21 protein-coding genes are annotated in these 24,004 nt (G+C 67.1%); 13 read left to right on the top strand and 8 right to left on the bottom strand.

Annotated elements, in window-relative coordinates:
- Positions 1 to 167: 167 nt before the first annotated feature.
- From AC5YGJ_RS07425 to AC5YGJ_RS07400, 6 genes are read left to right on the top strand one after another with little or no spacing between them, the layout of a single operon-like run.
- On the top strand, positions 168 to 1,772 hold the full coding sequence (locus AC5YGJ_RS07425; protein WP_107230941.1) for a glucoamylase family protein: 1,605 nt from the start codon (positions 168 to 170) through the stop codon (positions 1,770 to 1,772).
- A 4-nt stretch (positions 1,773 to 1,776) separates the two neighbouring features.
- Positions 1,777 to 3,117, top strand: coding sequence for a sugar ABC transporter substrate-binding protein (locus AC5YGJ_RS07420; RefSeq protein WP_249843497.1), 1,341 nt, complete (start codon positions 1,777 to 1,779; stop codon positions 3,115 to 3,117).
- Positions 3,114 to 3,995, top strand: coding sequence for a carbohydrate ABC transporter permease (locus tag AC5YGJ_RS07415; RefSeq protein WP_005410323.1), 882 nt, complete (start codon positions 3,114 to 3,116; stop codon positions 3,993 to 3,995). Before AC5YGJ_RS07420 ends, AC5YGJ_RS07415 begins: the two co-directional genes overlap by 4 nt.
- A complete protein-coding gene (locus AC5YGJ_RS07410) occupies positions 3,992 to 4,828 on the top strand; it encodes a carbohydrate ABC transporter permease (protein WP_057495576.1) in 837 nt (278 codons plus the stop codon). The genes AC5YGJ_RS07415 and AC5YGJ_RS07410 overlap by 4 nt, the downstream gene beginning before the upstream one ends.
- On the top strand, positions 4,825 to 7,992 hold the full coding sequence (locus tag AC5YGJ_RS07405) for a discoidin domain-containing protein (RefSeq protein WP_496186180.1): 3,168 nt from the start codon (positions 4,825 to 4,827) through the stop codon (positions 7,990 to 7,992). Before AC5YGJ_RS07410 ends, AC5YGJ_RS07405 begins: the two co-directional genes overlap by 4 nt.
- 2 nt (positions 7,993 to 7,994) lie before the next feature.
- Positions 7,995 to 8,882 carry an endonuclease/exonuclease/phosphatase family protein gene (locus AC5YGJ_RS07400; RefSeq protein ID WP_496186179.1) on the top strand — a complete coding sequence of 296 codons (888 nt, stop codon included), beginning with the start codon at positions 7,995 to 7,997 and terminating at the stop codon, positions 8,880 to 8,882.
- 146 nt (positions 8,883 to 9,028) lie between these two features.
- On the opposite strand, the gene AC5YGJ_RS07395 is transcribed toward AC5YGJ_RS07400, so the two are convergent.
- On the bottom strand, positions 9,029 to 12,283 hold the full coding sequence (locus AC5YGJ_RS07395) for an Rne/Rng family ribonuclease (protein WP_496186178.1): 3,255 nt from the start codon (positions 12,281 to 12,283) through the stop codon (positions 9,029 to 9,031).
- 407 nt (positions 12,284 to 12,690) lie between these two features.
- Between AC5YGJ_RS07395 and AC5YGJ_RS07390 the strand changes: the two genes are divergently transcribed.
- On the top strand, positions 12,691 to 13,665 hold the full coding sequence (locus AC5YGJ_RS07390) for an RluA family pseudouridine synthase (protein WP_249843502.1): 975 nt from the start codon (positions 12,691 to 12,693) through the stop codon (positions 13,663 to 13,665).
- A gap of 288 nt (positions 13,666 to 13,953) precedes the next feature.
- On the opposite strand, the gene zupT is transcribed toward AC5YGJ_RS07390, so the two are convergent.
- The 3 genes from zupT to AC5YGJ_RS07375 form a co-directional block, all read right to left on the bottom strand.
- Positions 13,954 to 14,763 (bottom strand): zinc transporter ZupT, encoded by an 810-nt coding sequence (gene zupT / locus AC5YGJ_RS07385; RefSeq protein WP_249843503.1) that lies wholly within the window; start codon positions 14,761 to 14,763, stop codon positions 13,954 to 13,956.
- 95 nt (positions 14,764 to 14,858) lie between these two features.
- Positions 14,859 to 15,275, bottom strand: coding sequence for an energy transducer TonB (locus tag AC5YGJ_RS07380; protein ID WP_249843504.1), 417 nt, complete (start codon positions 15,273 to 15,275; stop codon positions 14,859 to 14,861).
- On the bottom strand, positions 15,272 to 15,622 hold the full coding sequence (locus AC5YGJ_RS07375; RefSeq protein ID WP_107230933.1) for a 4a-hydroxytetrahydrobiopterin dehydratase: 351 nt from the start codon (positions 15,620 to 15,622) through the stop codon (positions 15,272 to 15,274). The genes AC5YGJ_RS07380 and AC5YGJ_RS07375 overlap by 4 nt, the downstream gene beginning before the upstream one ends.
- A 90-nt stretch (positions 15,623 to 15,712) precedes the next feature.
- Here AC5YGJ_RS07375 and AC5YGJ_RS07370 point away from each other — a divergent pair, with 90 nt between their 5' ends.
- On the top strand, positions 15,713 to 16,312 hold the full coding sequence (locus AC5YGJ_RS07370) for an NfuA family Fe-S biogenesis protein (protein WP_005410314.1): 600 nt from the start codon (positions 15,713 to 15,715) through the stop codon (positions 16,310 to 16,312).
- A 10-nt stretch (positions 16,313 to 16,322) separates the two neighbouring features.
- Positions 16,323 to 18,083, top strand: coding sequence for a hypothetical protein (locus tag AC5YGJ_RS07365; protein WP_496186177.1), 1,761 nt, complete (start codon positions 16,323 to 16,325; stop codon positions 18,081 to 18,083).
- A 125-nt stretch (positions 18,084 to 18,208) separates the two neighbouring features.
- Here AC5YGJ_RS07365 and AC5YGJ_RS07360 read toward each other — a convergent pair whose 3' ends face one another.
- Together AC5YGJ_RS07360 and AC5YGJ_RS07355 are read right to left on the bottom strand one after the other, a co-directional pair.
- Positions 18,209 to 18,622, bottom strand: a complete 414-nt coding sequence (locus tag AC5YGJ_RS07360; RefSeq protein ID WP_496186176.1) for a barstar family protein — start codon at positions 18,620 to 18,622, stop codon at positions 18,209 to 18,211.
- The gene (locus AC5YGJ_RS07355) at positions 18,622 to 19,074 is read right to left on the bottom strand and encodes a guanyl-specific ribonuclease (protein ID WP_496186175.1); all 453 of its coding nucleotides are present in this window, start codon (positions 19,072 to 19,074) and stop codon (positions 18,622 to 18,624) included. Before AC5YGJ_RS07355 ends, AC5YGJ_RS07360 begins: the two co-directional genes overlap by 1 nt.
- A gap of 219 nt (positions 19,075 to 19,293) precedes the next feature.
- On the opposite strand from AC5YGJ_RS07355, the gene AC5YGJ_RS07350 reads away from it, so the two are divergent.
- Complete coding sequence (locus AC5YGJ_RS07350; protein WP_005410310.1) at positions 19,294 to 19,905, top strand: superoxide dismutase; 612 nt, start codon at positions 19,294 to 19,296, stop codon at positions 19,903 to 19,905.
- Between the two features lie 131 nt (positions 19,906 to 20,036).
- On the opposite strand, the gene AC5YGJ_RS07345 is transcribed toward AC5YGJ_RS07350, so the two are convergent.
- Positions 20,037 to 20,885 carry an endonuclease/exonuclease/phosphatase family protein gene (locus tag AC5YGJ_RS07345; RefSeq protein WP_496186174.1) on the bottom strand — a complete coding sequence of 283 codons (849 nt, stop codon included), beginning with the start codon at positions 20,883 to 20,885 and terminating at the stop codon, positions 20,037 to 20,039.
- Positions 20,886 to 21,047: 162 nt separating this feature from the next.
- Here AC5YGJ_RS07345 and AC5YGJ_RS07340 point away from each other — a divergent pair, with 162 nt between their 5' ends.
- Both AC5YGJ_RS07340 and AC5YGJ_RS07335 read left to right on the top strand, forming a co-directional pair.
- Positions 21,048 to 22,613: a POT-type proton-dependent oligopeptide transporter gene (locus AC5YGJ_RS07340; RefSeq protein ID WP_249843509.1), complete on the top strand. Its 1,566-nt coding sequence runs from the start codon at positions 21,048 to 21,050 to the stop codon at positions 22,611 to 22,613.
- A gap of 7 nt (positions 22,614 to 22,620) precedes the next feature.
- Positions 22,621 to 23,247 (top strand): rhomboid family intramembrane serine protease, encoded by a 627-nt coding sequence (locus tag AC5YGJ_RS07335; protein WP_107230927.1) that lies wholly within the window; start codon positions 22,621 to 22,623, stop codon positions 23,245 to 23,247.
- 55 nt (positions 23,248 to 23,302) lie between these two features.
- Here the strand turns inward: AC5YGJ_RS07335 and AC5YGJ_RS07330 are convergent, their stop codons facing one another.
- Positions 23,303 to 23,464, bottom strand: a complete 162-nt coding sequence (locus AC5YGJ_RS07330; RefSeq protein WP_181358714.1) for a hypothetical protein — start codon at positions 23,462 to 23,464, stop codon at positions 23,303 to 23,305.
- 208 nt (positions 23,465 to 23,672) lie between these two features.
- Here AC5YGJ_RS07330 and AC5YGJ_RS07325 point away from each other — a divergent pair, with 208 nt between their 5' ends.
- Complete coding sequence (locus tag AC5YGJ_RS07325; protein ID WP_006455911.1) at positions 23,673 to 23,975, top strand: GNAT family N-acetyltransferase; 303 nt, start codon at positions 23,673 to 23,675, stop codon at positions 23,973 to 23,975.
- Positions 23,976 to 24,004 lie beyond the last annotated feature (29 nt).

Genomic DNA, 24,004 nt, shown 5'->3' with positions numbered 1-24,004 from the left:
GCCGGTCCATTGCCCACACCGCTGCCGGGCAGAGGGCAGCGGTGTGGGCAATGATCGCGGTGTCAAACCACGTTTTTCGTGGTTTTTTAAGAACGCATCTTGTAAACGATTTCAGATCATTGGACGGTATGCTTTCCCATCGATCAGACCACCGGAGGAACCGCGCCATGCAGGCACGCCATCTGTTGTCCGCCGCCGCGCTGAGCCTGGGCGTGGCCGCCTGCCAGCCGGCCCAGCAGGAGCCTGCCAAGCCGCGCCCACCGGTGATCCTGATCGAGGCTGACGCACCGCCGCGGCCGATGAAGCCGGAGCTGCCGCCGCTGTTCGATGACATCGAGCGGCGCACCTTCCAGTTCTTCTGGGACACCACCAACGAAGTGAACGGCCTGACCCCGGACCGCTATCCGTCGCGGCCGTTCGCCAGCATCGCTTCGGTCGGCTTCGCGCTGACTGCCTATCCGATCGGCATCGAGAACGGCTGGGTCAGCCGCAACCAGGCGATCGATCGGACGCTGACTACGCTGAAGTTCTTCCGCGACGTGCCGATGGGCCCGCAGCGTACCGGCAAGGCCGGCTACAAGGGCTTCTACTACCACTTCCTGGACATGCAGCAGGGCCGACGCTACGACAGCTGGGTCGAGCTGTCCTCGGTGGATACCGCGCTGCTGATGATGGGCGTGCTGTTCGCGCAGTCCTACTACGACGGTGACGACCCGCGCGAGAAGGAAATCCGGCAGATCGCCGACACCCTGTACAAGAAGGTCGACTGGCCGTGGCTGCAGCAGCGCGCGCCGCTGATCTCGATGGGCTGGTTCCCGGAGAGCGGCTTCATCGACCATGACTGGATGGGCTACAACGAGGCGATGATGGTCTACATCCTCGCCCTGGGCTCGCCCACGCACCCGGTCAGCCCGGACGCATGGACGGTGTGGACGCGCACCTATGACAACGACTGGGGCGTCTACCAGGGCCAGGAATACCTGTCCTTCGGCCCGTTGTTCGGCCACCAGTACAGCCATGTCTGGATCGACTTCCGCGATATCCAGGACGCGTACATGCGCGAACGCGGCAGCACCTATTTCCTCAACAGCCGTTCGGCCGCGCTGGCCCAGCGCGAGTACGCCATCGCCAACCCGATGCAGTGGAAGGACTATGGCGAGAACGTCTGGGGCCTGACCGCCAGCGATGGCCCGCAGAACACCACGCAGGAGTACCGCGGCGAGCAGCGCCAGTTCCGCCACTATTCCTCGCGCGGCGCCGGCCTGCGCGAGAACTTCGATGACGGCACGATCGCGCCGACCGCGGCGATCGCCTCGGTGGTGTTCGCACCGGAGCAGGTGATTCCGGCCACGCTGGAGATGCACAAGCGCTACGGCGACTACATCTATTCCAGCTACGGCTTCCTGGATTCGTTCAATCCCAGCTTCAACTACGACATCCCGATCAAGACCGGCCGCGTGGTGCCGGATCGCGGCTGGGTCGCCAGCGATTACATCGCCATCGACCAGGGCCCGATCCTGACCATGATCGCCAACTACCGCAACGACTTCGTCTGGGAAGTGATGAAGAAGAACCCGTACATCCGCAAGGGTCTGGAGCGGGCCGGGTTCAGTGGCGGCTGGCTGGCGCCGGAAGGCTCGTTCCAGCCGCTGGAACTGCAGAAAGACGAAAAGGCCGCGGCGGCACGCGCGGTGGGTATCGCCGAATCACGCGCGGCTGCCGCGCAGGAACAGAAGAACAATGCCAACCGCAACACAGGGCAGGGGAAGTAACCCGGTGCCGAACTGGATCGACCGCCTGCGCCGCTGGGCGCTGCCTGCCCTGGCCGCCCTGGCCGTGGCCGGCTGCGCACGCACCGAGCCGGGTACCACCACCGTGCGCTTCTGGGCGATGGGCCGCGAAGCGGAGGTGGTCAGCGAGCTGATCCACGAGTTCGAGGCCGAGAACCCCGGCATCAAGGTGGATGTGCAGAACATCCCGTGGACGGCAGCGCACGAGAAGCTGCTGACCGCGTTCGCCGCCGACGGCCTGCCCGATGTCTGCCAGCTCGGCAACACCTGGGTGCCGGAGTTTGCCGAGCTCGATGCGCTGACGCCGCTGCAGCCGTTTGTCGATCACTCGGCGGTGGTTGATGAAAAGGACTACTTCCAGGGCATCTGGGATACCAACGTGATCCATGGCGAGCTGGTCGGCGTGCCGTGGTACGTCGATACGCGGCTGATCTACTACCGCAAGGACCTGCTGGCCAAGGCCGGCTACGACCACCCGCCGCGTACCTGGGCCGAGTGGGACCAGCAGATGGCGGCGATCAAGCGCATGCAGGGCCCGAACCGTTACGCGGTACTGATGCCGATCAACGAGTTCGAGCAGCAGCTGTCGCTGGCGCTGCAGCAGCCCGACCCGCTGCTGCGCGACGACGATACCCGCGGCAACTTCGCCAGCCCGGGCTTCCGCCGCACGCTGGCCTTCTACGCCAACATGTTCGAGCAGGGCTGGGCGCCGAAGATGTCCGAGACACAGATCTCCAACGTCTGGGACGAGTTCTTCCGCGGCTTCAACGTGTTCTACATTTCCGGCCCCTGGAACATCCGCGAGTTCAAGAAGCTGCAGCCGAAGGAACTGGAAGGGCAGTGGGGTACCGCGGCCCTTCCCGGCCCGGATGGCCCCGGTGCCGGCATCGCCGGTGGCACCAGCCTGGTGATCTTCCGCAAGTCGCAGCAGAAGGAAGCGTCTTGGAAGCTGATCGAGTTCCTGTCGCGGCCGGCGATCCAGGCGCGTTTCCATTCGATCATCGGCGACCTGCCGCCGCGCCGCAGCACCTGGAGCGCGCCGTCGCTGGCCAATGATCCGCTGGCTGCGGCGTTCCGAGACCAGCTGGAGCGGGTAAAGCCGACGCCGAAGGTGCTCGAATGGGAGCGCATCGTGCAGGAAATGCGCATCGTCACCGAGAAGGTGGTGCGCGGTGGCCTGGCGCAGGACAAAGCGGTGGAAGAGCTCGACCAGCGCGTGGACAAGGTGCTGGCCAAGCGTCGCTGGATGCATGAACAACAACGCCTGCAGCAGCGCGCACCGTCGTCGCAGTCCAGCAGTGCCGTGGCCGCCGGGAGCGCGCAATGAAACGTACTTCGCTTGCCGGCTGGATCTTCGCCGGCCCTTCGCTGATCGTGCTGGGCGTGTTCTTCGGCCTGCCGGTGGCCTCGGCGCTGGCGCTGAGCGTGACCGACTTCGACCTGTATGCGCTGGCCGACAGCAGCAACCTGCGCTTCGTCGGGCTGGGCAACTACATCGACCTGCTGCAGACACCGATGTTCTGGAAGTCGCTGTGGAACACCACCTACTTCGTGCTGATCGGCGTGCCGTTGTCGATCGGCGTGTCGCTGGGCGCGGCGATGCTGCTCAACGCCCCGGCGGCGCGCTTCAAGGCCCTGTTCCGCACCGCACTGTTCGCCCCGGTGGTGACCACGCTGGTGGCGGTGGCGGTGATCTGGCGCTACCTGTTCCATACCAGCTACGGCCTGGTGAACTACGGGCTGGGCCATCTGGGCATCAGCCCGATCGACTGGCTGGGTGACCCGAACTGGGCGATGCCGACCATCATGCTGTTCGCGGTATGGAAGAACTTTGGCTACAACATGGTGATCTTCCTGGCCGGCCTGCAGGCGATCCCGCATGACCTGTACGAGGCCGCGCGCATCGACGGCGCCTCGCGCTGGAAGCAGTTCCTGCACATCACCCTGCCGATGCTCGGGCCGGTGCTGCTGGTGGTCGGTGTCATTACCGTGTCCGGCTACTTCCAGCTGTTCGCCGAGCCGTACGTGATGACCCGCGGCGACCCACTGCAGAGCACCGTCAGCGTGCTGTATTTCATGTTCGAGGAAGGCTTCAAGTGGTGGAACCTGGGACGCGCCTCGGCGGTGGCGTTCCTGCTGTTCCTGATCATCCTGGCGGTGACCACCGTGATGCTCCGCTTTGGCCGCAAGAGGCAGTTGGTATGAGTCGTGAAATCGGCCAGTCGCGCTGGTACCCGTGGATGATCAATGGCGCGTTGCTGGTGCTGGCCCTGGTCAGCCTGGCGCCGCTGCTGTGGATGGTGTCGGTCTCGTTCATGCCGCAGGGCGAGGCCAGCCATTTCCCGCCGCCGCTGCTGCCTTCGAGCATCACCACGCACAACTACCATGAGCTGTTCGCACGTACCGGCATGGGCGGCAACTTCGCCAACAGCCTGCTGGTCTCGCTGGCGATCACCTTCGGCTCGCTGCTGCTCAACACCATGGCCGGCTATGCCTTCGCCAAGCTCAACTTCGTCGGCCGCGAGCGCCTGTTCCAGGTGTTGATGGCGGCGTTGGTGATTCCGGCGCAGGTGGCGATGCTGCCGCTGTTCCTGCTGATGAAGCAGCTCGGCCTGGTCAACAGCTTTGGTGGCGTGATCGTGCCGGCGCTGGCCAGCGTGTTCGGCATTTTCCTGGTGCGCCAGTACGCGCGCTCGATCCCGGATGAACTGCTGGAGGCGGCCCGCATCGACGGGGCAGGGGAGCTGCGCATCTTCTTCCAGATCGTGCTGCCGATGCTCAAGCCGGTGCTGGTGACCCTGGCGATCTTCACCTTCATGGGCGCATGGAACGATTTCATGTGGCCGTTGATCGTGTTGACCGATCAGGAGCACTACACTCTGCCGGTGGCGCTGGCCACCCTCTCGCGCGAGCACATCATGGACGTGGAAATGATGATGGCCGGCGCGGTGGTCACCGTGGTCCCGGTGCTGGCGCTGTTCCTGGTGCTGCAGCGGTACTACATCCAAGGTCTGTTGCTGGGGAGCGTCAAGGGATGAAGCGAGTGATCGCCGTTGGACTGGGCCTGTTGTGGACTTCCCTGGCGATCGCCGCACCCCCGGCGCTGCCGGCACCGAAGGTGCTGGACGACTTCGACGACATCGGCGCCTGGAAGCTGGTGCTGTCCGACCAGGTCAGCGGTTCGCTGCGCCCGGTCAGTGGCGCCGGCGGTGGCCGCGCGCTGTGCCTGGACTACGACTTCCATGAGGTTTCCGGTTACGTCGGCATCCGCCGCGCGCTGAACATTCAATACCCGGCCAACTACCGTTTCGGCTTCCAGCTGCGCGGCGATTCGCCGGCCAACGACCTGCAGTTCAAGCTGATCGATGCCAGCGGCGACAACGTCTGGTGGGTCAACCGCCCCGGCTACAGCTTCCCCAAGGCGTGGACGCCGGTCGAATACCGTCGACGCCAGATCGACAAGGCGTGGGGGCCGTCGCCGGAGAAGGAGCTGGCGCGCAGCGCCGCCGTCGAGTTCACGATCTACAGCAAGGTCGGCGGCCGTGGCACGGTGTGCTTCGACAAGCTCACCCTGCAGGGCCTGCCGCCGCAGGACGATTCGGCGCTGGTGCCCTCGGTGATTGCCGATACCGCCACCGCTCTGCAGGACCGCATGATCGACGGCAAGAGCGATACGTTCTGGATCAGTGGCGGGGTCAAGCAGCAGACCATCAGCCTGGACCTGCACAAGAGCCGCGAGATCGGCGGTGCAGTGATCGACTGGCTGCCGAACCTGGAAGCGCGCCGCTATACCGTGCGTACCTCGGAAGATGGCCGTGACTGGCGCACCGTGCGCGAGGTGACCAGCGGTGCCGGTGGCCGTGACTGGCTGGCGCTGCCCGATACCGATGCGCGCTACGTGCGCTTCGATCTGCAGGACGGCCCGAACTGGCGCTACGGCATCCGTGACATCGCACTGAAGCCGCTGGCCTTTGCCGCAACGCCGAATGCCTTCCTGTCCTCGGTGGCCGCCGACCTGCCACGCGGATCATTGCCGCGCGCCTATGTGGGCGAACAACCCTACTGGACCCTGCTCGGCCTCGACGGCGGCCAGGAACAGGCGCTGATCAGCGAGGACGGCGCGCTGGAGCCGGCCAAGGGCAGCTTCAGCATCGAGCCGTTCATCCGCCTCGATGGCAAGCTGCTGGACTGGTCCAAGGTCGCCATCACCCAGTCGCTGCAGGACCATTACCTGCCCATCGCCAATGTCGACTGGGTGCATGAAAAGGTCGGGCTGGCGGTGACCAGCTTCGTGCAGGGCACCCCGGAGCGTGCGCAGCTGATCGGCCGCTACCGGTTGAGCAACCCGGACAAGGTGGCGCACGAATACACCCTGGCACTGGCGATCCGCCCGTGGCAGGTCAATCCGCCCACGCAGTTCCTCAACACCGTCGGCGGCTTCAGCCGCATCGATGCGCTGGATGTCGGCGATCAGCTGGTGCGGATCAACGGCGAGCCGCGCGTGTATCCCCTGCAGGTGCCCGACGCGCGCTTTGCCAGCACCTTCGACGGCAAGCTCGATGCGATGCACCTGGCCGACGGCAAGTACCCGGCCACCACCGCAGTGAAGGACAGCACCGGCATGGCCTCGGGTGCGTTGCTGTACACCATCAGGCTGGAGCCGGGGCAGAGCCGGGAAGTGGCGGTGGTGCTGCCGCAGACCGGTGGCTGGGCGCCGAAGGCGCTGGACGTGGCCAAGGCGCAGGCGCAGGTGGCCGAGCAGTGGCGGCAGAAGCTGGGCGTGGTCTCGCTGCAGGTGCCCGCCGCCGGCCAGGCGCTGGTCGACACCCTGCGCACCGCCGTCGCGCACATGCTGATCTCGCGCGTTGGCCCGCGCCTGCAGCCCGGCACGCGTTCGTATGCGCGCAGCTGGATCCGCGATGGCGCGATGATTTCCGAAGGCCTGCTGCGCATGGGTCGCAGCGACGCGGTGCGTGACTACATCAACTGGTATGCGCCGTTCCAGTTCGACAACGGCAAGGTGCCGTGCTGCGTCGATGCGCGCGGCAGCGACCCGGTGCCGGAGAACGACAGCCACGGCGAGCTGATCTACAGCATTGCCGAATATGGGCGCTATACCGGTGACAGCACCTTCGCCGAGCTGATGTGGCCGCATGTGCAGGGCGCCTATACCTACATGGAGCAGCTGCGCGCCAGCGAGCGCACCGAAGAGAACCGTGCGCGCAACCCGGCCTTCTACGGCATGATGCCGGCCTCGATCAGCCACGAAGGTTATTCGGCCAAGCCGATGCATTCGTACTGGGACAACTTCTGGGCGTTGCGCGGCTACAAGGACGCGGCGCTGCTGGCCGCCCAGCTGGGCAAGGTCGAGGCGATGCAGATGGCCGAATCGCGGGACCAGTTCCGTGATGACCTGCAGGCGTCGCTGCTGTCGGCGATGCAGCAGCACCACATCGATTACCTGCCGGGTTCGGCCGAGCTGGGCGATTTCGATGCCACCTCCACCACCATCGCGCTGGCGCCGGGTGGCGAACAGGGCCGTCTGCCGCAGCAGGCGCTGGAGGCGACCTTCGAGCGCTACTGGAAGGAGTTCGTGGCCCGCCGCGACGGCAAGCGCGAATGGAAGGACTACACCCCGTACGAGTGGCGCAATGTGGCCGCGTTCGTGCGCCTGGGCTGGCGCGATCGTGCCTGGCAGGCCACCGAGTTCTTCTTCAGGGATCGCACGCCGCAGGCCTGGAACCAGTGGGCCGAAGTGGTCTCGCGCACGCCGCGCAAGCCGTTCTTCGTCGGTGACCTGCCGCATGCCTGGGTGGCGTCGGACTTCGTGCGTTCGGCGCTGGACATGTTTGCCTACAACCGTGACATGGATGATGCACTGGTGTTGGCTGCCGGCGTGCCGACGTCGTGGCTGCAGGGCGAGGGCATCGCCGTGCAGGGTCTGCGCACGCCGCAGGGCCAGCTCAACTACCGCCTGCAGCGCAGTGACAAGCAGCTGGTGCTGGAGGTGCAGCCGGGCCTGCTGCCACCGGTCGGCGGCGTGGTGCTGCCGTGGCCGTACGCCGGTGATCCGGGCGAGGCGACCATCAACGGCGAAGCGGCCGAGTGGATCAACAGGGAGCTGCACGTGCACCAGCTGCCGGCGCGGGTCGAAATCGATGTACCGAGCGCGGTGCGCCGCGCCGAACGCAAGGGGCAGTAACCATGAGGGAGCAGGGGGCGAGGGCGCGCGCATCGGTGCGCGCCCTGGGGCTGGCGATTGCGCTGGCATTGCCGGGCGTTGTGCTGCCGGCCGAGCCAGCGGCCACGACTGCGGCGACCGACGTTGCCAGCGCTGCGGGCATGGGCATGGTCACGTTCAACCTGCACCATGACCGCGAGGACTGGCCGAGCCGCCGCCGCACCATTCTGGCCGAGCTCAAGCGCCTGCAACCCGATGCGGTGGCCCTGCAGGAGGTGATCCAGCGCCGCAACGTGCGCAACCAGGCCCAATGGCTGGCCAGCCAGCTGGGCTACCAGTATGTGTTCGTGTCGACCGATCCGGTCGGTGCACCCAAGCGCTACGGCAATGCGTTGCTGACCCGGCGCCCGATCCTGGCGCGCGGCGATCATCTGCTGAAACCGCTGGACGACTACCGCACGGTGGCGCACCTGCGCATCGACGTCGATGGCGCGCCGGTGAACGTCTATGCCACGCATCTGAACGAGCGCAGCGACGAGAACGGCCAGCGCATCCGCCGCACCCAGGTGGAGGACCTGCTGCGTTTCATTACCGAAACCTCGGCCGGTGCGCCGGTGGTGATCGCTGGCGATTTCAACGCGCTGGTCGATGCCGGCGATCTGAGTGAGCTGCGCAGCCATTACGGCGACAGCTACGGCAGCGTGCACGTCAACACCGATCTGGCCGGCGTCAGCACCTTGAACCGTCACTATTACCAGGCGCCCTCGCGCATCGACCACATCTTCTTCCAGCAGGACGCGATGGTCGCGCGCGAAGCGAAGATTCTGTTCGATCAGCCCGACGACAGCGGCCGCTGGGCGTCGGACCACTACGGCGTCTGGACTCGGTTGCAGTTCGCCCCCAAGCCCTGAGCAACACCCGCTTCGGTAGGTGCCGACCTGGGTTGGCACGAACCACGGCGCCGACCAAGGTCGGCCACCACATCACGGTACGGCACAAACAGAAACGGCGGGGATCATCGATCCCCGCCGTTTCGTTCTACGCGATCAAAGAACGATCAGTTCGCCGGCGGCGTGCGCTTGGCAGCTTCTTCGTCTTCGTTCGATGCCTGGGCATCAGCGGCCTGGCTGGCCGAATCGGCATGGCCATCGGCCATCGGGTCGATCGACGGCGTCACCACGGCTTCAGCCACCGGAGCGGCAGCTTCGACCGGCGCGGCCTCGACGGCCACCGGTGCTGCCGGCTGTTCCACAACCGGTGCAGCTTCGACCACCGGGACGGCCTCGACCACCGGCTTCGCTTCCACCACCGGAGCGGCTTCAACCACCGGAATGACGTCGGCCACGATCGGTGCGGCTTCGGCAACCGCCGGCTTGGCTTCAACGACCGGAGCCGCTTCCACCACCGGCGCAGCGTCGACCACCACCGGTGCCGGCGCGGCCACCGCGGCGACCTCCTCGACAACCGGCTTGGTTTCAGCCACCGGAGCGATCGGTGCCGCCGGCTGGGCCGGGGTTGCGGCGTCGATCTGATCCAGCATGCTGGTCTGAACCGGCTGCGGCGCCGGCTCGGCCTTGATGACCGGTGCCGGTGCTTCGGCCACGACCGGCGCTGCGGCATCGACCACGGCGCTGCTCACCACCGCAACCGGCGCGGCAACCACGGCGGCGGCAGCACGGGCCGGCTTCTCGGCTTCAACGGTCGCCGGCTCGGCTTCGTCATCGAAATCGAATTCCGGCTGCGAGCGGGCCGGCTGCGCCACGGCCACCGGAGTGGCCTCGGCGCTGCCGTCGGCAACCGGGTCGGTGCTGTCGCTGTCATCACCTTCGTCGGCGTCATCCTGGTCATCGCCCAGGGCATCGCTGCCGGCAGCGTTCTCGGCGCCACCACGGCGACGACGACGGCCACCGCGACGACCGCGACGACGGCGGGTCGCGCCTTCGCCAGCCTGCTCGCCTGCGGCGTCGATTGCCGCATCGTCGCCGGACACGGCAACGGCGTCGGCATCAGCGTTGACCGCGGTGTCGGCCACCGGTGCTGCATCAGCCAGGCCCACTTCGGCCACCGGTGCGGCCGGAGCCGTACCTTCCTGCGCGGTCACCACGTTGGCGGCAACGGCGGTCGCGGCCACGGCGGCGGCTGCGGTCACTGCATCGACCGGCGCCTCGGCGGCATTGCGCTGCGGCTTGTCGGCCGGCTTGTCGCCGTCCTGCTGCTGCGGACGCGGCTGCTTGGGCTGCTTCAGCTTCGGCTGCTGCTGGTTCTGGTTCTGGCCCTGCTGCTCGTTGCGCGGCTTGTTCTGCTGCGGCTGCTGCTGGCCATCCTTCTGCTGCGGCTCCTTCTGCTTGCCCTGCTGCGGTTGCTGCTGGGCATTGCCGTTGTTGCCGTTGCGGCCGTCCTTGCGCTGCTCGCCGCGGTCCTTGCGGTTGCCGCCGTCCTTCTGCTGCTGCGCGTTGCCGTTGCCACCATTGCCACGATTGTCGTCGCGACGGTCCTTGCGGTCCTTGTTGCGATCCTTGTTGCGGTCCTTGCGGCCGCCTTCCTGCTGCTGGCGCGCCGCTGGCGCAGCCGCCGCCGGGGCAGGCGCGGGTTCGCCACCGAACACGCGCTTGAGCCAACCGATCACGCCACCGCTCGGGGCCGCTGCCACCGGCGCTGCGGCGACCGGGGCCGGCGCCGCCTTGGCCGGTTCTGCTTCCTCGCGCACCGGGGCGGGCGAGGTGTGCTTGACCTGGGTCACTGCCGGCGGCGGGATGTTCAGCTGGCCCTTGGTCAGGGCATGCACCGGCAGCTTGCGCGGGGTGCCGCGCTGGTAGCTGGGCTTGTTGCTCTCTTCACCCAGCTCGTTCTCGCGCAGGCGGGTCACGGTGTAATGAGGGGTGTGCAGCTGCTCGTCGGCAACGATCACGATCGGCGCTTCGTGACGGCGTTCGATCTCGCGCAGCGCACTGCGCTTCTCGTTCAACAGGTAGTTGGCGATCTCCACCGGGGCCTGCACCAGCACCTGCCCGGTGTTTTCCTTCATCGCGTGCTCTTCGGCAACGCGGATGATCGACAGCGACAGCGACTCGACGCTGCGCATGCGGCCGTGGCCGTCGCAGCGCGGGCAGACGATCTGGCTGGATTCGCCCAGGCTCGGGCGCAGGCGCTGGCGGCTCATTTCCAGCAGGCCGAAGCGCGAGATGCGGCCGACCTGCACGCGCGCGCGGTCGTACTTCAGCGCGTTGGCCAGGCGGTTCTCGACCTCGCGCTGGTGCTTGTTGGAGGCCATGTCGATGAAGTCGATCACCACCAGGCCGCCCAGGTCGCGCAGGCGCAGCTGGCGGGCCACTTCTTCGGCCGCTTCCAGGTTGGTCTGGAACGCGGTGTCCTCGATGTCGCTGCCCTTGGTGGCGCGCGAGGAGTTCACATCGACGGCGGTCAGCGCTTCGGTCTGGTCGACCACGATCGAGCCGCCCGACGGCAGGCGCACGTTGCGCTCGTAGGCGCCTTCGATCTGCGATTCGATCTGGAAGCGGTTGAACAGCGGGATGTCGTCCTTGTAATGCTTGAGCTTGCGCAGGGTCTGCGGCATCACCTGCTGCATGAACTCGCGGGCGTGCTCGTACATCTCCTCGGTGTCCACCAGGATCTCGCCGATGTCGGCGCGCAGGTAGTCACGCAGGGCGCGCACGATCAGGCGCGATTCCTGGTAGATCAGGAACGGGGCCGGCTTGCTCAGCGCGGCGTCGGCGATGGCGCGCCAGACGTTGAGCAGGTAGTCCAGATCCCACTGCAGCTCTTCGGCATCGCGGCCGACGCCGGCGGTGCGGATGATCACACCCATGTCGTCGGGGATGTTCAGCTTGTCCAGCGCGTCCTTCAGGGCGGCACGGTCTTCGCCCTCGATGCGACGGGAAACACCGCCGGCGCTGGGCGAGTTCGGCATCAGCACCATGTAGCGGCCGGCCAGCGAGATGAACGTGGTCAGGGCAGCGCCCTTGTTGCCGCGCTCTTCCTTGTCGACCTGGACGACGATTTCCTGGCCTTCCTTGAGCAGTTCGCGGATGCCGGCCTTGTTGTGGTCGACACCGGCTTGGAAGTAGTCGCGGGAGATTTCCTTCAGCGGCAGGAAGCCATGGCGGCCACCACCGTATTCGACGAAGGCCGCTTCCAGCGAGGGCTCGATGCGGAAGATCCGGCCCTTGTAGATGTTGGACTTCTTCTGTTCCTTCGACGGCTGTTCGATGTCGATGTCATACAACGACTGGCCATCCACGATGGCAACACGCAGCTCTTCAGCCTGCGTGGCGTTGATCAGCATTCGCTTCATTGTTGCGTTCCTCGCAAGCGGCTACCGCGCGGAACGCCATGGGGTTTCGCCTCTGGACACGGCTCGCCGCCCATTCGCGCAAGCGCGGGGAGGGCGGCTTGGGTTTCCAGCGCTACGACACCACGGCAGGCCGCGGGAGCGCTTCACTCTTATGGGTTTTGGGTGTTGCAGGGCCGCAGGCAGCTGTCAGCCAGGCTGGAGCGCCACGCGGGACATGTTCAGCACGGTTGCGTGTCAGGCATCCGGCGATGGCCGGGAAGGCCGGTGAGCCGCTAACATGGCCGCCCCGCGGGCGGTGGTCGCGCACTGTGCCGGATTCGTCGGAAGCTGGGCTTCTGGCCCTGAGTAACTTCCAACGAAATCAATCCCTTATCTCGCCCCCCGAGTGTAACAGAATAAACAGCCAGATGACTGCCTCAGACCCCACCAAGCCAGCCGGCGACAAGCCTTCGGTGCGCATGATCACCGTTCCCGAGGACCGTGCCGGCCAGCGCCTGGACAATTTCCTGCTGGGCCAGCTCAAGGGCGCCCCGCGCAGCCTGGTCTACAAGCTGGTGCGCAGCGGCCAGGTCCGCGTGAATGGCGGCCGTGCCAAGGCCGAACGCAAGCTGGAGGCGGGCGATGAGGTGCGTGTGCCGCCGGTCCGTCTCACGGAAGAAGGAGACAAGGCGGGCCCGCCCGAGGCGTTCATGCGCCGGCTGGAGCAGGCCATCGTCTTCGAGGATGCGCGCCTGCTGGCGCTGAACAAGCCCACCGGCGTGGCCAGCCATGGCGGCAGCGGCATCAGCTTCGGTGCCATCGAGACGCTGCGGGCGCTGCGCCCGGGCCAGACCCTGGAGTTGGTCCACCGGTTGGATCGCGACACCTCCGGTCTGCTGATCGTGGCCAAGAAGCGTTCGGCGCTGAGCGAACTGCAGGCCCTGCTGCGTGAAGACCACGGCGCCGGCATCCGCAAGCGCTACCTGACCCTGCTGGCCGGGCGCATGCCAGATGGCGTGATGACGGTGGATGCGCCGCTGCACGTGGGCCTGCGCCAGGGCGGCGAGCGCCATGTGCAGGTCAACGCGATCGGCAAGGAATCGATCAGCCACTTCCGGGTGCTGGAGCGCCGCGGTGGTCATTCCTATTGCGAAGTGCGCATCGAGACCGGTCGCACCCACCAGATCCGCGTGCATGCCCAGCATCTGGGTCATCCGGTGGCCGGTGACGACAAGTACGGCGATCCGGCGGTCAACAAGCGGCTTCGTGAGCAGATCGGGCTGAAGCGGCTGTTCCTGCATGCGGCATCGCTGGAGTTCGCGCTGGACGATGGCAAGACCCCGTACGTGCTGAACGCGCCGCTGGCCGAGGAGCTGGTCGAGGCGCTGGACCGGCTGAAGTAGCCCCTGCGGGGCTGACCGGCCAACGGGCGCAGCCCCCTCGCGGCTGGCGTCCAAAGCGGTATTCCGGTTTTGGTCGGTCCGGATGGGTTGGCGGGGGACGCCGTGAACCCGTCCTTGGGGGCTTGGCCGCGGCATCCATGCCGCGGACTGATCTGGCCCCCTGAAAACGGCTGCCAAGCCCCCATGGATTGGTTTACGGCGTCCCCCGCAAACCCACCTCGCCCGGCCCAACCCCGGCATCTCGCTCCGCCAGCCGCGAGGGGGCTCAGCCCGTTGGCCGGCAACCCCTCACCACTTGAACAGCACCAGGCTGATCGCCAATGTGCCCATGCCAGCCACCAGCCCGTATACGGTCTCGTGGCCCTTGGCATAGCGCTTGGCCGCTGGCAGCAGCTCATCCAGCGCCAGGAACACCATCACGCCGGCAATCAGCCCGAACACCCAGCCGAAGGTGGCGTGCGACAGCGATCCGGACAGCAGCCAGTAGCCCAGTGCCGCGCCCACCGGCTCGGCCAGGCCGGACAGCAGGCTGGCACTGAACGCATAGAACTTGTTCTGGGTGGCGAAGTACACCGGCACCGCGATCGCGATGCCCTCGGGAATGTTGTGGATGGCGATGGCGAAGGCCAGCGGCATGCCCACCGACGGGCTCTCCAGTGTCGCGAAGAAGGTCGCCAGCCCTTCCGGGAAATTGTGCGCGGTGATCGCAATCGAGGTCAGCAGCGCGACCCGCTTCAGGTACTCGCGGCTGTTCTCGCGGAACGCGGGGTCCTGCTTGTCCAGGCTGTCATGCGGATTGGGAATGAAGTGGTCGATCAGCACGATCGCCACCACGCCCAGCAGGAATGCCAGCGTGCCGTAGGTGAAGCCGGTGCGCTCGCCATAGGCCAAGGCGAACGATGCAATGGACTTGTTGAGGATTTCCGACAGCGATACATAGACCATCGCGCCGCCGGCGAAGGCCAGGCCGAAGGCCAGCAGGCGCGGGTTGGGCCGCCGCGAGAACAGCACCATCAGGCTGCCGATGGCGGTCGCCAGGCCGGCCGCAAGGGTGACCGCCAGTGCGATCCAGATGTTTTCGGTGGGAATCTGCAGCATCTACCGACGCGGTCCTGTTGACAGACAACCGCCCCGGGCAGGGCCGGGGCGGCGAGGGCGAGGCGGGCGTCGGCTGGCCTCGTCGGAGTGCGCGATCAGCCGCCGCGGCGCAGGCGTTCTTCAATTGCGAAGCACTGGTCGGGCTTCGGCTGCGGCGGATTGAAGCTGACCGGCACCTGGATGGTGGCCGGTACCGGCTGGCCGTTGCGGGTGGCGGCATTGAACTGCCAGCCCTGCACGGCGGTCCTGGCCAGCTCGTCCAGCTGCGGATTGCCAGCGCCGGTCAGCAGAGCAACCTCGCTGGGCTTGCCGTCGGTGCCGATGGTCACCTTGAAGGTGCTGGTGCCGCCCACGCCCATGCAGGCCAGTTCGAGCGGGTACTGCGGCGGCGGCGTCTTCACCGCGGCCACTTCGGTCGGCGGCGTCGGTGGCGGTGCCGGTGGTTCGGACGGGCCACAGCCGGCCAGGCCGGTCGCAGCGATCAGGGACAGGCTCAGCAAACGTACGTTCATGGCAGTTGCTCCGTCAGGGCCGAAGTCTTTGCCGCGCAGATGAAGTCGTTCTCGCTCAGGCCGCCCACGTCGTGGGTGGAATAGCGCACGACGGCGCGGTCGTAGTGCACGCCCAGGTCCGGGTGGTGGTCCTCGTGGTGGGCGATCCAGGCCAGCGCGTTCACGAAGGCCATCGTTTCGTAATAGTTCTTGAACCGGAAGGTGCGCACCAGCGCCTGGCCGGCCTCGGCCAGCTCCCAGCCCGGCACCTGCGGCAGCAGCTCGGCCAGGCGGGCCTCGCCCAGCTTGTGGTCGCTGCCCTTTCGCGGCACGCAGTGCGCCTGTGCCAGCGGAATCAGGTCGGACATGGGTTCCTCCACCTCGTGTTGACTGAACAATGCGCCGGACGGTGTATAAACCGAATGAGCGGCCGACGCTGACTTGGCTAGAATAGCCTGATGATCCAGATCTCCGACACTGCCCAGACCCACTTCCGCAAGCTGATCGAACGCGAGGGCGTGCCCGGCATGGGCGTGCGCCTGAGTGCCGTCGATCCCGGTACGCCGCGCGCCGACGCCCGGCTGGAGTTCGCCGAGCCAACCGACCTGCTAGGCGACGAGTGGGCGGTGGATTGCGATGGCTTCACCCTTTATGTCGATGCCGGCAGCGTCGGCTGGCTCGACGGCGCCGAGATCGATATCGTCGCCGGCAGCGCCGGCACCCAGCAGCTGACCATCAAGGCACCGCGCATCAAGGGCGAAGCGCCCGGCGATGCGGCCTCGCTGGTCGAGCGCGTGCACTGGGTGGTGGAAAACGAGATCAATCCCCAGCTGGCGTCGCATGGGGGCAAGGTGGCCGTGCAGGAAGTCTCGGCCGAAGGCGTGGTGCTGCTGCGCTTCGGTGGCGGCTGCCAGGGCTGCGGCATGGCCGACGTGACCCTCAAGCAGGGCATCGAAAAGACCCTGATGGGGCGCGTGCCGGGCGTGACCGCTGTGCGCGACGCGACCGACCACGACAGCGGCCACGCGCCGTACATTCCGCGCGGCAACGCCGCCTGATCGCCGACGCGTGCCTCTGACCCGGGCCGAGCAACTCATCGACCTGCTGCTGGCGCGCCAGCAGCCAGGCGCCATCCTCGAAAAGACCACGCGCCTGCCGTATGGCTGGGCGCTGTGGTTGCGCTCATTGGGTCCGCTGCCCAGGCCATTGCACGCCCGTGAGGTGATCGCGGTGCTGCTGCCGCGGCCGCTGCCGGGCCCGCCGGGCCGGCTGCCGCGTTTGTCGCCCTGGCAGGCCCTGCGCCGCCTGTTCTGGCAGGACTGGGATGCCGCGCCGCGGGACCAGCGCTGGATGCGCTGGACCTCCGCGCTGGCCAGTGCGCTGCTGCATCTGCTGTTCTTCATTCTGCTGCTGTGGGTGGCGGTGATCCGCACCACGGCGCCGGATGAAGAGGGCGCCGAGGGCGAGCGCGTGCAGGTGGAATTCGTCGGCCGCGCCAGCCAGGAAGGCGGCGGCGATCAGCCCGGCGCTGAAGCGGCTGCGGCCGCGCCGGCCGGTCAGGTTGCGGCGGGCCATGACGCGGGCGCGGCGACCGCGCCCGAGCCGCGTCCGGCCGCGGCATCGGCGCCTGCGCCCGCGCCAGCAGCGGCACCCACCGCCAGCCAGTCCGTGCCGCCTGCCACTGCCGAACCCGCGCCGCTGGCAGCTCCACCGCCCTCGCCGGTGCAGGCCACCACCGTGGCCGAAGCCAGCAGCGATTTCGTGGTGCCTCCGGTCAGCGTGCCACGTACCGAGGTCAGCATCGTGCCGCGCGACGCCACGCCGGTGGTGCGCGAGCGCAGCGTGCAGCCGGTGCAGGCGCCGCCCACCCCGACACCGCTGCGGACGCAGGAGGTCGCGGTGCGCGCGCCGCAGGTGCGTGAGATCCAGGTGCAGGAACGCGAGGTCAGCGCGGTGGATGCGCCGGTTGCACCGCAGCCGCTGCGCACGGCTGATGTGCAGGTGCGCGTACCGCAGCGCGACGTGCAGGTGCGCGAACGTGAGGTACAGGCAGTGGTCGATCCGCAGGTGCGGATGGCGGACGTGGCCGGCCGCGCGCCGGCGCTGCGTGCGCCGGCAGGTCGCGAGGTGCAGGTGCGCGAGCGCGCCGTCGCGTCGGCGCCGGCAGCGTCGCCTTCCACCTCCAGTGGCAGTGCGCCGGCCGCTATGCCGGCGGCCAGCGGCAGTGCGGCGCAGGCCAGCAACCGGACGTCGGCAGCGTCGGTGCCCAGCACCGCACCCGGCCAGGCCGGCGCGCGCCCTGCGCCCACTCCGGGCAACTGGGCCACCCCCGCCAAGGGCGATGACTGGGGCGCGTCCAGCCGCAACCGTGATGGCGCCGCCAGCGGTGCCCGCCAGGCCAGCAGCGCAGGCAAGGGAGATGGCCTGTTCAATGCCGATGGCAGCGTGCGTGTACCGGGGCAGGACGGTGAGGGTCATGCCGAGCGCGGCGCGCCGGGCGGCGCCAATGATGGCTGGAGCCGGGAGCGCATCGCCCAGTCGGGCACGTGGTTGAAGCGGCCGCCGTACGACTACACCCCCACCTCGTTCGACAAATACTGGGTGCCGCAGGAATCGCTGCTGGCCGAGTGGGTGCGCAAGGGCATCCAGACGATGGAAATCCCGCTGCCGGGCACCAGCACGCGGATTTCCTGCGTGATCTCGATCCTGCAGGCCGGTGGCGGTTGCGGCCTGAGTGATCCGAACATGCAGGACCAGCCGGCCGTGGCGCGTCCGCCGCCGGACATCCCGTTCAAGAAGGAACTGCAGGAAGACAACGGGAGCCGCTAGCGGCTGCCGTTGTCCACGCCTGTTTCCATCGCGGGGTGTGGTCGTCGTGCAGGCGCGCCTGGGTAGATGCCAACCTTGGTTGGCATGAGCGCCGACCAAGGCCGGCCTCTACCAGGGCATTGCGCCTACGCGCTCTGCGACAGGAACACCCAGAACGGCACGTCGCGGCCGACCCAGTCGCGGCTGGCTTCATCCATCACGTCCAGCAGGGTGTCGAAGTCCTTCTGCGTGGTGGCCCGCAGTGCGTCCACGTCGGCCAGGAACAATGCATAGCCGTTGGCCGGCAGCCACTGCAGGTCGCGCAGGTTGTCCGACAAGGCATCCCAATTGCCGCCGAAGCCGGCCGGGAAATCCAGCTGCGCGGCCAGCCGCGCCAGCAACGTGCGCTTGTCCGCTACGCCTTCCAGATCGATGCGGATCACCCGCAGGCCGGCATCGCGCATCGCCGCGGCAAGCGCGCCGATGTCCTCGCTGTCGATGGCGTAGACGCCGGCATTGTTGATGTCATGCAGGCCGAGGCCGAAATCATCATGGCTCATCACTGCGCTCCCTGGGCCGGTACGGTGAAGCTGCGGAATGACGCGTAGTGGTCATCGGTGTAGTACCACGCCTCCGGCTGATCGCCACCGGTAACGATGCGGCGCGTGCCACGGGTGCGTGCGCCGGGCGTATCGACGGTGTATTCGCGGTAGTAGCCGCGCGCACGCTGTGGCAGCTGCTGCTCGCGGTTGCCAAAGGTGCTGCCATCCTGGCGATGTGGGAACGGGCCGCCGCGCTGGATCAGGGCGATGGTCTGCCGTGCCTCGGCGGGCAGGAACGCCGGCAGCCCGCTGGCGTCGCCGGTACTGCGCACCGCCGGTGCACGCGCGGCGGGCGCGCCCTGCAGGTCCGGTGCGAACTGCGGCGCCGGTGGCCGCTGCATGAATTGGTTGACGACCAGGCCGAGCAGCAGCAGGGCGATGGCGGTGATCAGCAGCCGGGGGTTGCGCATGGGCGGGGGCAGGCGAGGGTGATGCACGCACTGTAGCGCCTGCGCGCTGCACGGTGAATGAGGAGGGCGGCGCGTCACTGCTGCGTAACAATTGCCGGGATGCTCACCGGCAGGACGCAATTTCCTTTACATCCCCCTTGGTAATCTTGGGGTCTGTCCCCATCATTCACCGCGCACCGCCCGACACCGTCGGGTGCCCTCGCAATCAGGAGATGCATCATGGCCTACACCCTGCCCAAGCTGTCCTACGCCTACGACGCGCTGGAACCGCATATCGATGCGGCGACGATGGAAATCCATCACACCAAGCATCACCAGACCTACATCAACAACGTCAACGCGGCGCTGGAAGGCACCGAGTACGCTGACCTGCCGGTCGAAGAACTGGTGAAGAAGCTCAAGTCGCTGCCGGAGAACCTGCAGGGCCCGGTGCGCAACAACGGTGGTGGCCACGCCAACCATTCGCTGTTCTGGACGGTGATGGCGCCGAACGCCGGCGGCAACCCGGTGGGCGACGTGGCCAAGGCCATCGACAAGGACCTGGGTGGCTTCGACAAGTTCAAGGATGCCTTCACCAAGGCCGCCCTGACCCGCTTCGGCAGTGGCTGGGCCTGGCTGAGCGTGACCCCGGACAAGAAGGTCGTGGTCGAAAGCACCGGCAACCAGGACAGCCCGCTGATGGAAGGCAATACCCCCATCCTCGGCCTGGACGTGTGGGAGCACGCGTACTACCTGAAGTACCAGAACCGTCGCCCGGAATACATCGGCGCGTTCTTCAACGTCATCGACTGGAACGAAGTCGAGCGCCGTTACCAGGAAGCGATCGCCTGATCTGCGTCACTGGATGAAATGAAAAGGCCGGGGGAGACCCCGGCCTTTTTGTTGCAGCAGTCATTCGATAGTGCCGGCCGCTGGCCGGCATCGGTGTGGTGCCGGGGGAGCCGGCCAGCGGCCGGCACTACCTATTCCGCGGTGGCCGTATCGCCCTGCAGGCGCAGGGTTGCCATCACGCCCAGGCGCAGGCCGGGCAGATCACCGTCGGCCGGCAGCAGGATCGGCTGCTGGCGGATGCCACCGAAGTGCTTGACCTGGAACAGCACGTCCAGGCCGTGGCCACTGGCGCCGCCACCACTGGCCGCAGGTGCTTCGGGGCGGCCGCCGGGATTGCGCCGGGCCGGCTGGAAGCCGGGCGTGCTGCGCACCAGTTCCACCGTGGTTGCCGAGAAATCACCGGCGATCAGGCTGGGCATGCCTTCGGCCGTGGCCCCGATCCAGGTCATCAGATCGCTGGTCTGATGCTGACGGGCGGCCGCCTCGTCCGGGTCCGGGCGCAGCCGCGCCACGTAGATGTTGACCAGCGCCTGGCCCAGCTTCAGGCGCATCATGCCGGCCGCGCTGAAGGTGCCAGGCGGATGCAGCAGGGTGACTCCGTCTTCGCTGACCGGCAACCGGGTCAGCATCGCGTTGCCATGCCGCAGCGACTGGCTGGGCGGGTCGGCGGTGACGAAGTCGCAGCTGTAGCGCAACCGGCTGGCCAGCCAGCAGGCCGGGTTGCGGCCCTGCTGCTGCAGCACCTGCTGCACCGAGATCACATCCGGCTGCAGTTCGGTGAGCAGCTGCGCGACCTGCTCGCGGCGCAGCTTCCATTGCGCGTCGTCGCGGCTGGGCAGTTCCAGGGCGGCCACCGTCAGCTGGCGGGGCTCTGCATCAGCGGCAGCACTGGCTGGCGCCTGTGGACGCGCCTGCACCTGCAACGCCAGCACCAGCGCAAGGCAGCTGAGCAGGAGGCGGGCGGGGGGGAGGGGGCGCATAACGATAAGTTTACGCTTTTGTCGTGCAGGTGCCGTGACTTCCGGCAGGGTCGGCGTCGCCTGCCATGGATTGCCACCGTTGTCATGCAGCCCTGCAGCGTGCCTCGCAAGCCCGGGTTCCGGTAATCTTGCGCCTTTCGCTTTGCAGGAATGCCTTACAGGATGAGCCACGACGCAGTCGCCCCCATCGCCGGCCAGGGAAAGATGCCGCGCCAGATCCCGTACATCATCGGCAATGAGGCCTGCGAACGGTTCAGCTTCTACGGGATGCGCAACATCCTGGTGCAGTTCCTGATCACCTCGCTGCTGCTGCAGGAAATCACAGCCGAAGGCCGTGCCGGTGAAGCCAAGGACATCATGCACAGCTTCATGATCGGCGTGTATTTCTTCCCGCTGCTCGGTGGCTGGCTGGCCGACAGGTTCTTCGGCAAGTACCACACCATTCTCTGGTTCAGCCTGGTCTATTGTGCCGGCCATCTGTGCCTGGCGCTGTTCGAGAACAGCCGCGAAGGCTTCTTCCTCGGCCTGGGCCTGATCGCGCTCGGCGCCGGTGGCATCAAGCCGCTGGTGGCTTCGTTCATGGGTGACCAGTTCGACCAGAGCAACAAGCACCTGGCCAAGATCGTCTTCGACGCCTTCTACTGGATCATCAACTTCGGTTCGCTGTTCGCCTCGCTGCTGATTCCGCTGGTGCTGAAGAACTGGGGCCCGCAGTGGGCGTTCGGCATCCCGGGCATCCTGATGTTCGTGGCCACCTTCGTGTTCTGGCTGGGCCGCAAGCGCTACGTGCTGGTGCCGCTGCCGCCGAAGGATCCGCATTCGTTCGCCAACGTGGTGCGCACCGCGCTGACCGCGCGCGTGGCCGGCCAGGGCCGTCCGGGCCTGGTGATGGCCATTGCCGGTCTGGTGCTGGCCGCCGCCTCGTTCGGCCTGGTCGGTTCGCTGGGCATCGTGATCTGCCTGTGCCTGGCGCTGGTGGCCATCCTGGCCGGCATCGGTGGCGGCACCTGGCTGCAGCTGGACCGCGCCCGCGGCCAGCATCCGGCCGAGGCGGTGGAGGGCGTGCGCTCGGTGCTGCGCGTGCTGGTGATCTTCGCGCTGACCACGCCGTTCTTCTCGCTGTTCGACCAGAAGGCCTCGACCTGGGTGCTGCAGGGCCAGCAGATGCAGATGCCGAGCTGGTTCACCGCTTCGCAGATGCAGGCGCTGAATCCGCTGCTGGTGATGATCCTGATCCCGTTCAACAATCTGGTGCTGTACCCGGCGCTGCGCCGCTTCGGCTTCGAGCCGACCGCGCTGCGCCGCATGACCGCCGGCATCGCCTTCAGCGGCCTGGCCTGGATCGTGGTCGGCGGCATCCAGGTGATCATGGACGGTGGCAACGCCATGTCGATCTTCTGGCAGATGCTGCCGTATGCGCTGCTGACCTTCGGTGAGGTGCTGGTCTCGGCCACCGGCCTGGAATTCGCCTACAGCCAGGCGCCGCAGGCGATGAAGGGCGTGGTGATGAGCTTCTGGAACCTGACCACCACCATCGGCAACCTGTGGGTGCTGCTGTCCAACGCGGCGGTGCGCAACGATGCGGTGACCCACCAGATTGCCAGTACCGGGCTGAGCGAGGCCGCCTTCCTGATGTTCTTCTTCGCCGGCTTTGCCTTCATCGCGGCGTTGGCGTTCGGTTGGTATGCAAAACGCTATCGTATGGTCGACAACTACCGCAGCGCCTGAGCCTGAGATGACCCCTGTCAATCTGCTGTTGATCGCCATCACCGCCATCCTGTCCTGGATGGCGTTCAACAACCGCAAGCTGGCCGACCGGCTGATCCTGTGGCCGCCGGCCATCGACCGTCACCGCCAGTACGACCGGCTGGTGACCTATGGCTTCATCCACGCCGACTGGTCGCACTTGATCTTCAACATGATCACCCTGTTCTTCTTCGGGGGATTCATCGAGAGCGTGATGGTGCAGCTGACCGGCAGCTACCTGACCTATCCGGCGTTCTACATCGGCGCGCTGCTGGTCTCGATCCTGCCCAGCTACCTGAAGAACCAGAAGAACCCGAACTACCTCAGCCTGGGGGCGTCCGGTGCGGTGTCGGCGGTGCTGTTCGCCTTCATCCTGATCAAGCCGTGGTCGATCATCCTGGTGTTCTTCATCCCGGCACCGGCGATCATCTACGCCGCGTTCTATGTCGGCTACAGCATCTGGATGGACAAGCGTGGCGGTGACCGCATCAACCACAGTGCGCACCTGGCCGGCGCGGCGTTCGGCGTGATCTTCATGCTGGCCATGCAGCCGAGCATCTTCAGCCACTTCCTGCGCGAACTGTCCAACCCGACCTTCCGCCTCGGCGGCGGTTGAGGGGCTGGGGTCGGATCCGCTGGATCCGACCCCGGGGCAGGGACCTGGTTGCTGGTCAGGCCCGGGTCTGCTGGCCGTAGGTGTCCAGCAGGCGGGCGAACACTTCTTCGCCGATGCGCTGGAAATCCTGGTCTTCGGTCTGCCCTTCCACTGCCAGTTGCAGCAGCCCCTCGAGCAGGGCGTGGTCGGTGTCCGAATGGGTGTCGCTGGGGTGCATGAAAGCCTCCGCGGGGTGCACGTGATCAACGTTCGCAAGGGCCGTGCCAGCCAAGGCAGACCCCTCCACAGGCGATAGCGGCCGCCCCGGCTCCAGCTTGAGGGTCGAAAAGTGACGTGAACGGACTGGACTTGCCCCTGTTCAGGCTTCACGCGATCATGGCGCCCGGCTGCGCACCATCCACGCAGTCGCCGCAGGAGACAGTTCCATGGCTTCGGTCACGCCCCCCGGTCTGGCCTACGAGGTCGAGCACGACCTGGCCAACCACCGCTTCACCGCTCGTGTGCGAGGACAGCTGGCGGTACTGGACTACCAGATCAAGCGCAGGCGCATGGTCATCACCCACACCGAAGTGCCCGAGCCGATCGCTGGCCGTGGCATCGCCGGCGAGTTGACCCGCGTCGCGCTGCGCTTTGCCCGCGAACAGAAGTACAAGGTGGTGCCGGCGTGTTCCTATGCCGAAGCCTTCCTGCAGCGGCACGAGGAGTACCACGACCTGCTGGTGGGCTGAGCGCCAGCGGGGCACGCTTCAGCCAGGGC

It is taken from the genome of Stenotrophomonas sp. CS3K5 (assembly GCF_059515225.1).
Note: the sequence above shows the minus strand (reverse complement) of the source record. Positions and strands in the feature narration are given on the sequence as shown.

Coding starts and splice junctions, on each gene's coding strand:
- AC5YGJ_RS07425 (WP_107230941.1), top strand. CDS start 168: ATGCAGGCACGCCATCTGTTGTCCGCCGCCGCGCTGAGCCTGGGCGTG.
- AC5YGJ_RS07415 (WP_005410323.1), top strand. CDS start 3,114: ATGAAACGTACTTCGCTTGCCGGCTGGATCTTCGCCGGCCCTTCGCTG.
- AC5YGJ_RS07410 (WP_057495576.1), top strand. CDS start 3,992: ATGAGTCGTGAAATCGGCCAGTCGCGCTGGTACCCGTGGATGATCAAT.
- AC5YGJ_RS07405 (WP_496186180.1), top strand. CDS start 4,825: ATGAAGCGAGTGATCGCCGTTGGACTGGGCCTGTTGTGGACTTCCCTG.
- AC5YGJ_RS07400 (WP_496186179.1), top strand. CDS start 7,995: ATGAGGGAGCAGGGGGCGAGGGCGCGCGCATCGGTGCGCGCCCTGGGG.
- AC5YGJ_RS07395 (WP_496186178.1), bottom strand. CDS start 12,283: ATGAAGCGAATGCTGATCAACGCCACGCAGGCTGAAGAGCTGCGTGTT.
- AC5YGJ_RS07390 (WP_249843502.1), top strand. CDS start 12,691: ATGACTGCCTCAGACCCCACCAAGCCAGCCGGCGACAAGCCTTCGGTG.
- zupT (WP_249843503.1), bottom strand. CDS start 14,763: ATGCTGCAGATTCCCACCGAAAACATCTGGATCGCACTGGCGGTCACC.
- AC5YGJ_RS07380 (WP_249843504.1), bottom strand. CDS start 15,275: ATGAACGTACGTTTGCTGAGCCTGTCCCTGATCGCTGCGACCGGCCTG.
- AC5YGJ_RS07375 (WP_107230933.1), bottom strand. CDS start 15,622: ATGTCCGACCTGATTCCGCTGGCACAGGCGCACTGCGTGCCGCGAAAG.
- AC5YGJ_RS07370 (WP_005410314.1), top strand. CDS start 15,713: ATGATCCAGATCTCCGACACTGCCCAGACCCACTTCCGCAAGCTGATC.
- AC5YGJ_RS07360 (WP_496186176.1), bottom strand. CDS start 18,622: ATGAGCCATGATGATTTCGGCCTCGGCCTGCATGACATCAACAATGCC.
- AC5YGJ_RS07355 (WP_496186175.1), bottom strand. CDS start 19,074: ATGCGCAACCCCCGGCTGCTGATCACCGCCATCGCCCTGCTGCTGCTC.
- AC5YGJ_RS07350 (WP_005410310.1), top strand. CDS start 19,294: ATGGCCTACACCCTGCCCAAGCTGTCCTACGCCTACGACGCGCTGGAA.
- AC5YGJ_RS07345 (WP_496186174.1), bottom strand. CDS start 20,885: ATGCGCCCCCTCCCCCCCGCCCGCCTCCTGCTCAGCTGCCTTGCGCTG.
- AC5YGJ_RS07340 (WP_249843509.1), top strand. CDS start 21,048: ATGAGCCACGACGCAGTCGCCCCCATCGCCGGCCAGGGAAAGATGCCG.
- AC5YGJ_RS07335 (WP_107230927.1), top strand. CDS start 22,621: ATGACCCCTGTCAATCTGCTGTTGATCGCCATCACCGCCATCCTGTCC.
- AC5YGJ_RS07330 (WP_181358714.1), bottom strand. CDS start 23,464: ATGCACCCCAGCGACACCCATTCGGACACCGACCACGCCCTGCTCGAG.
- AC5YGJ_RS07325 (WP_006455911.1), top strand. CDS start 23,673: ATGGCTTCGGTCACGCCCCCCGGTCTGGCCTACGAGGTCGAGCACGAC.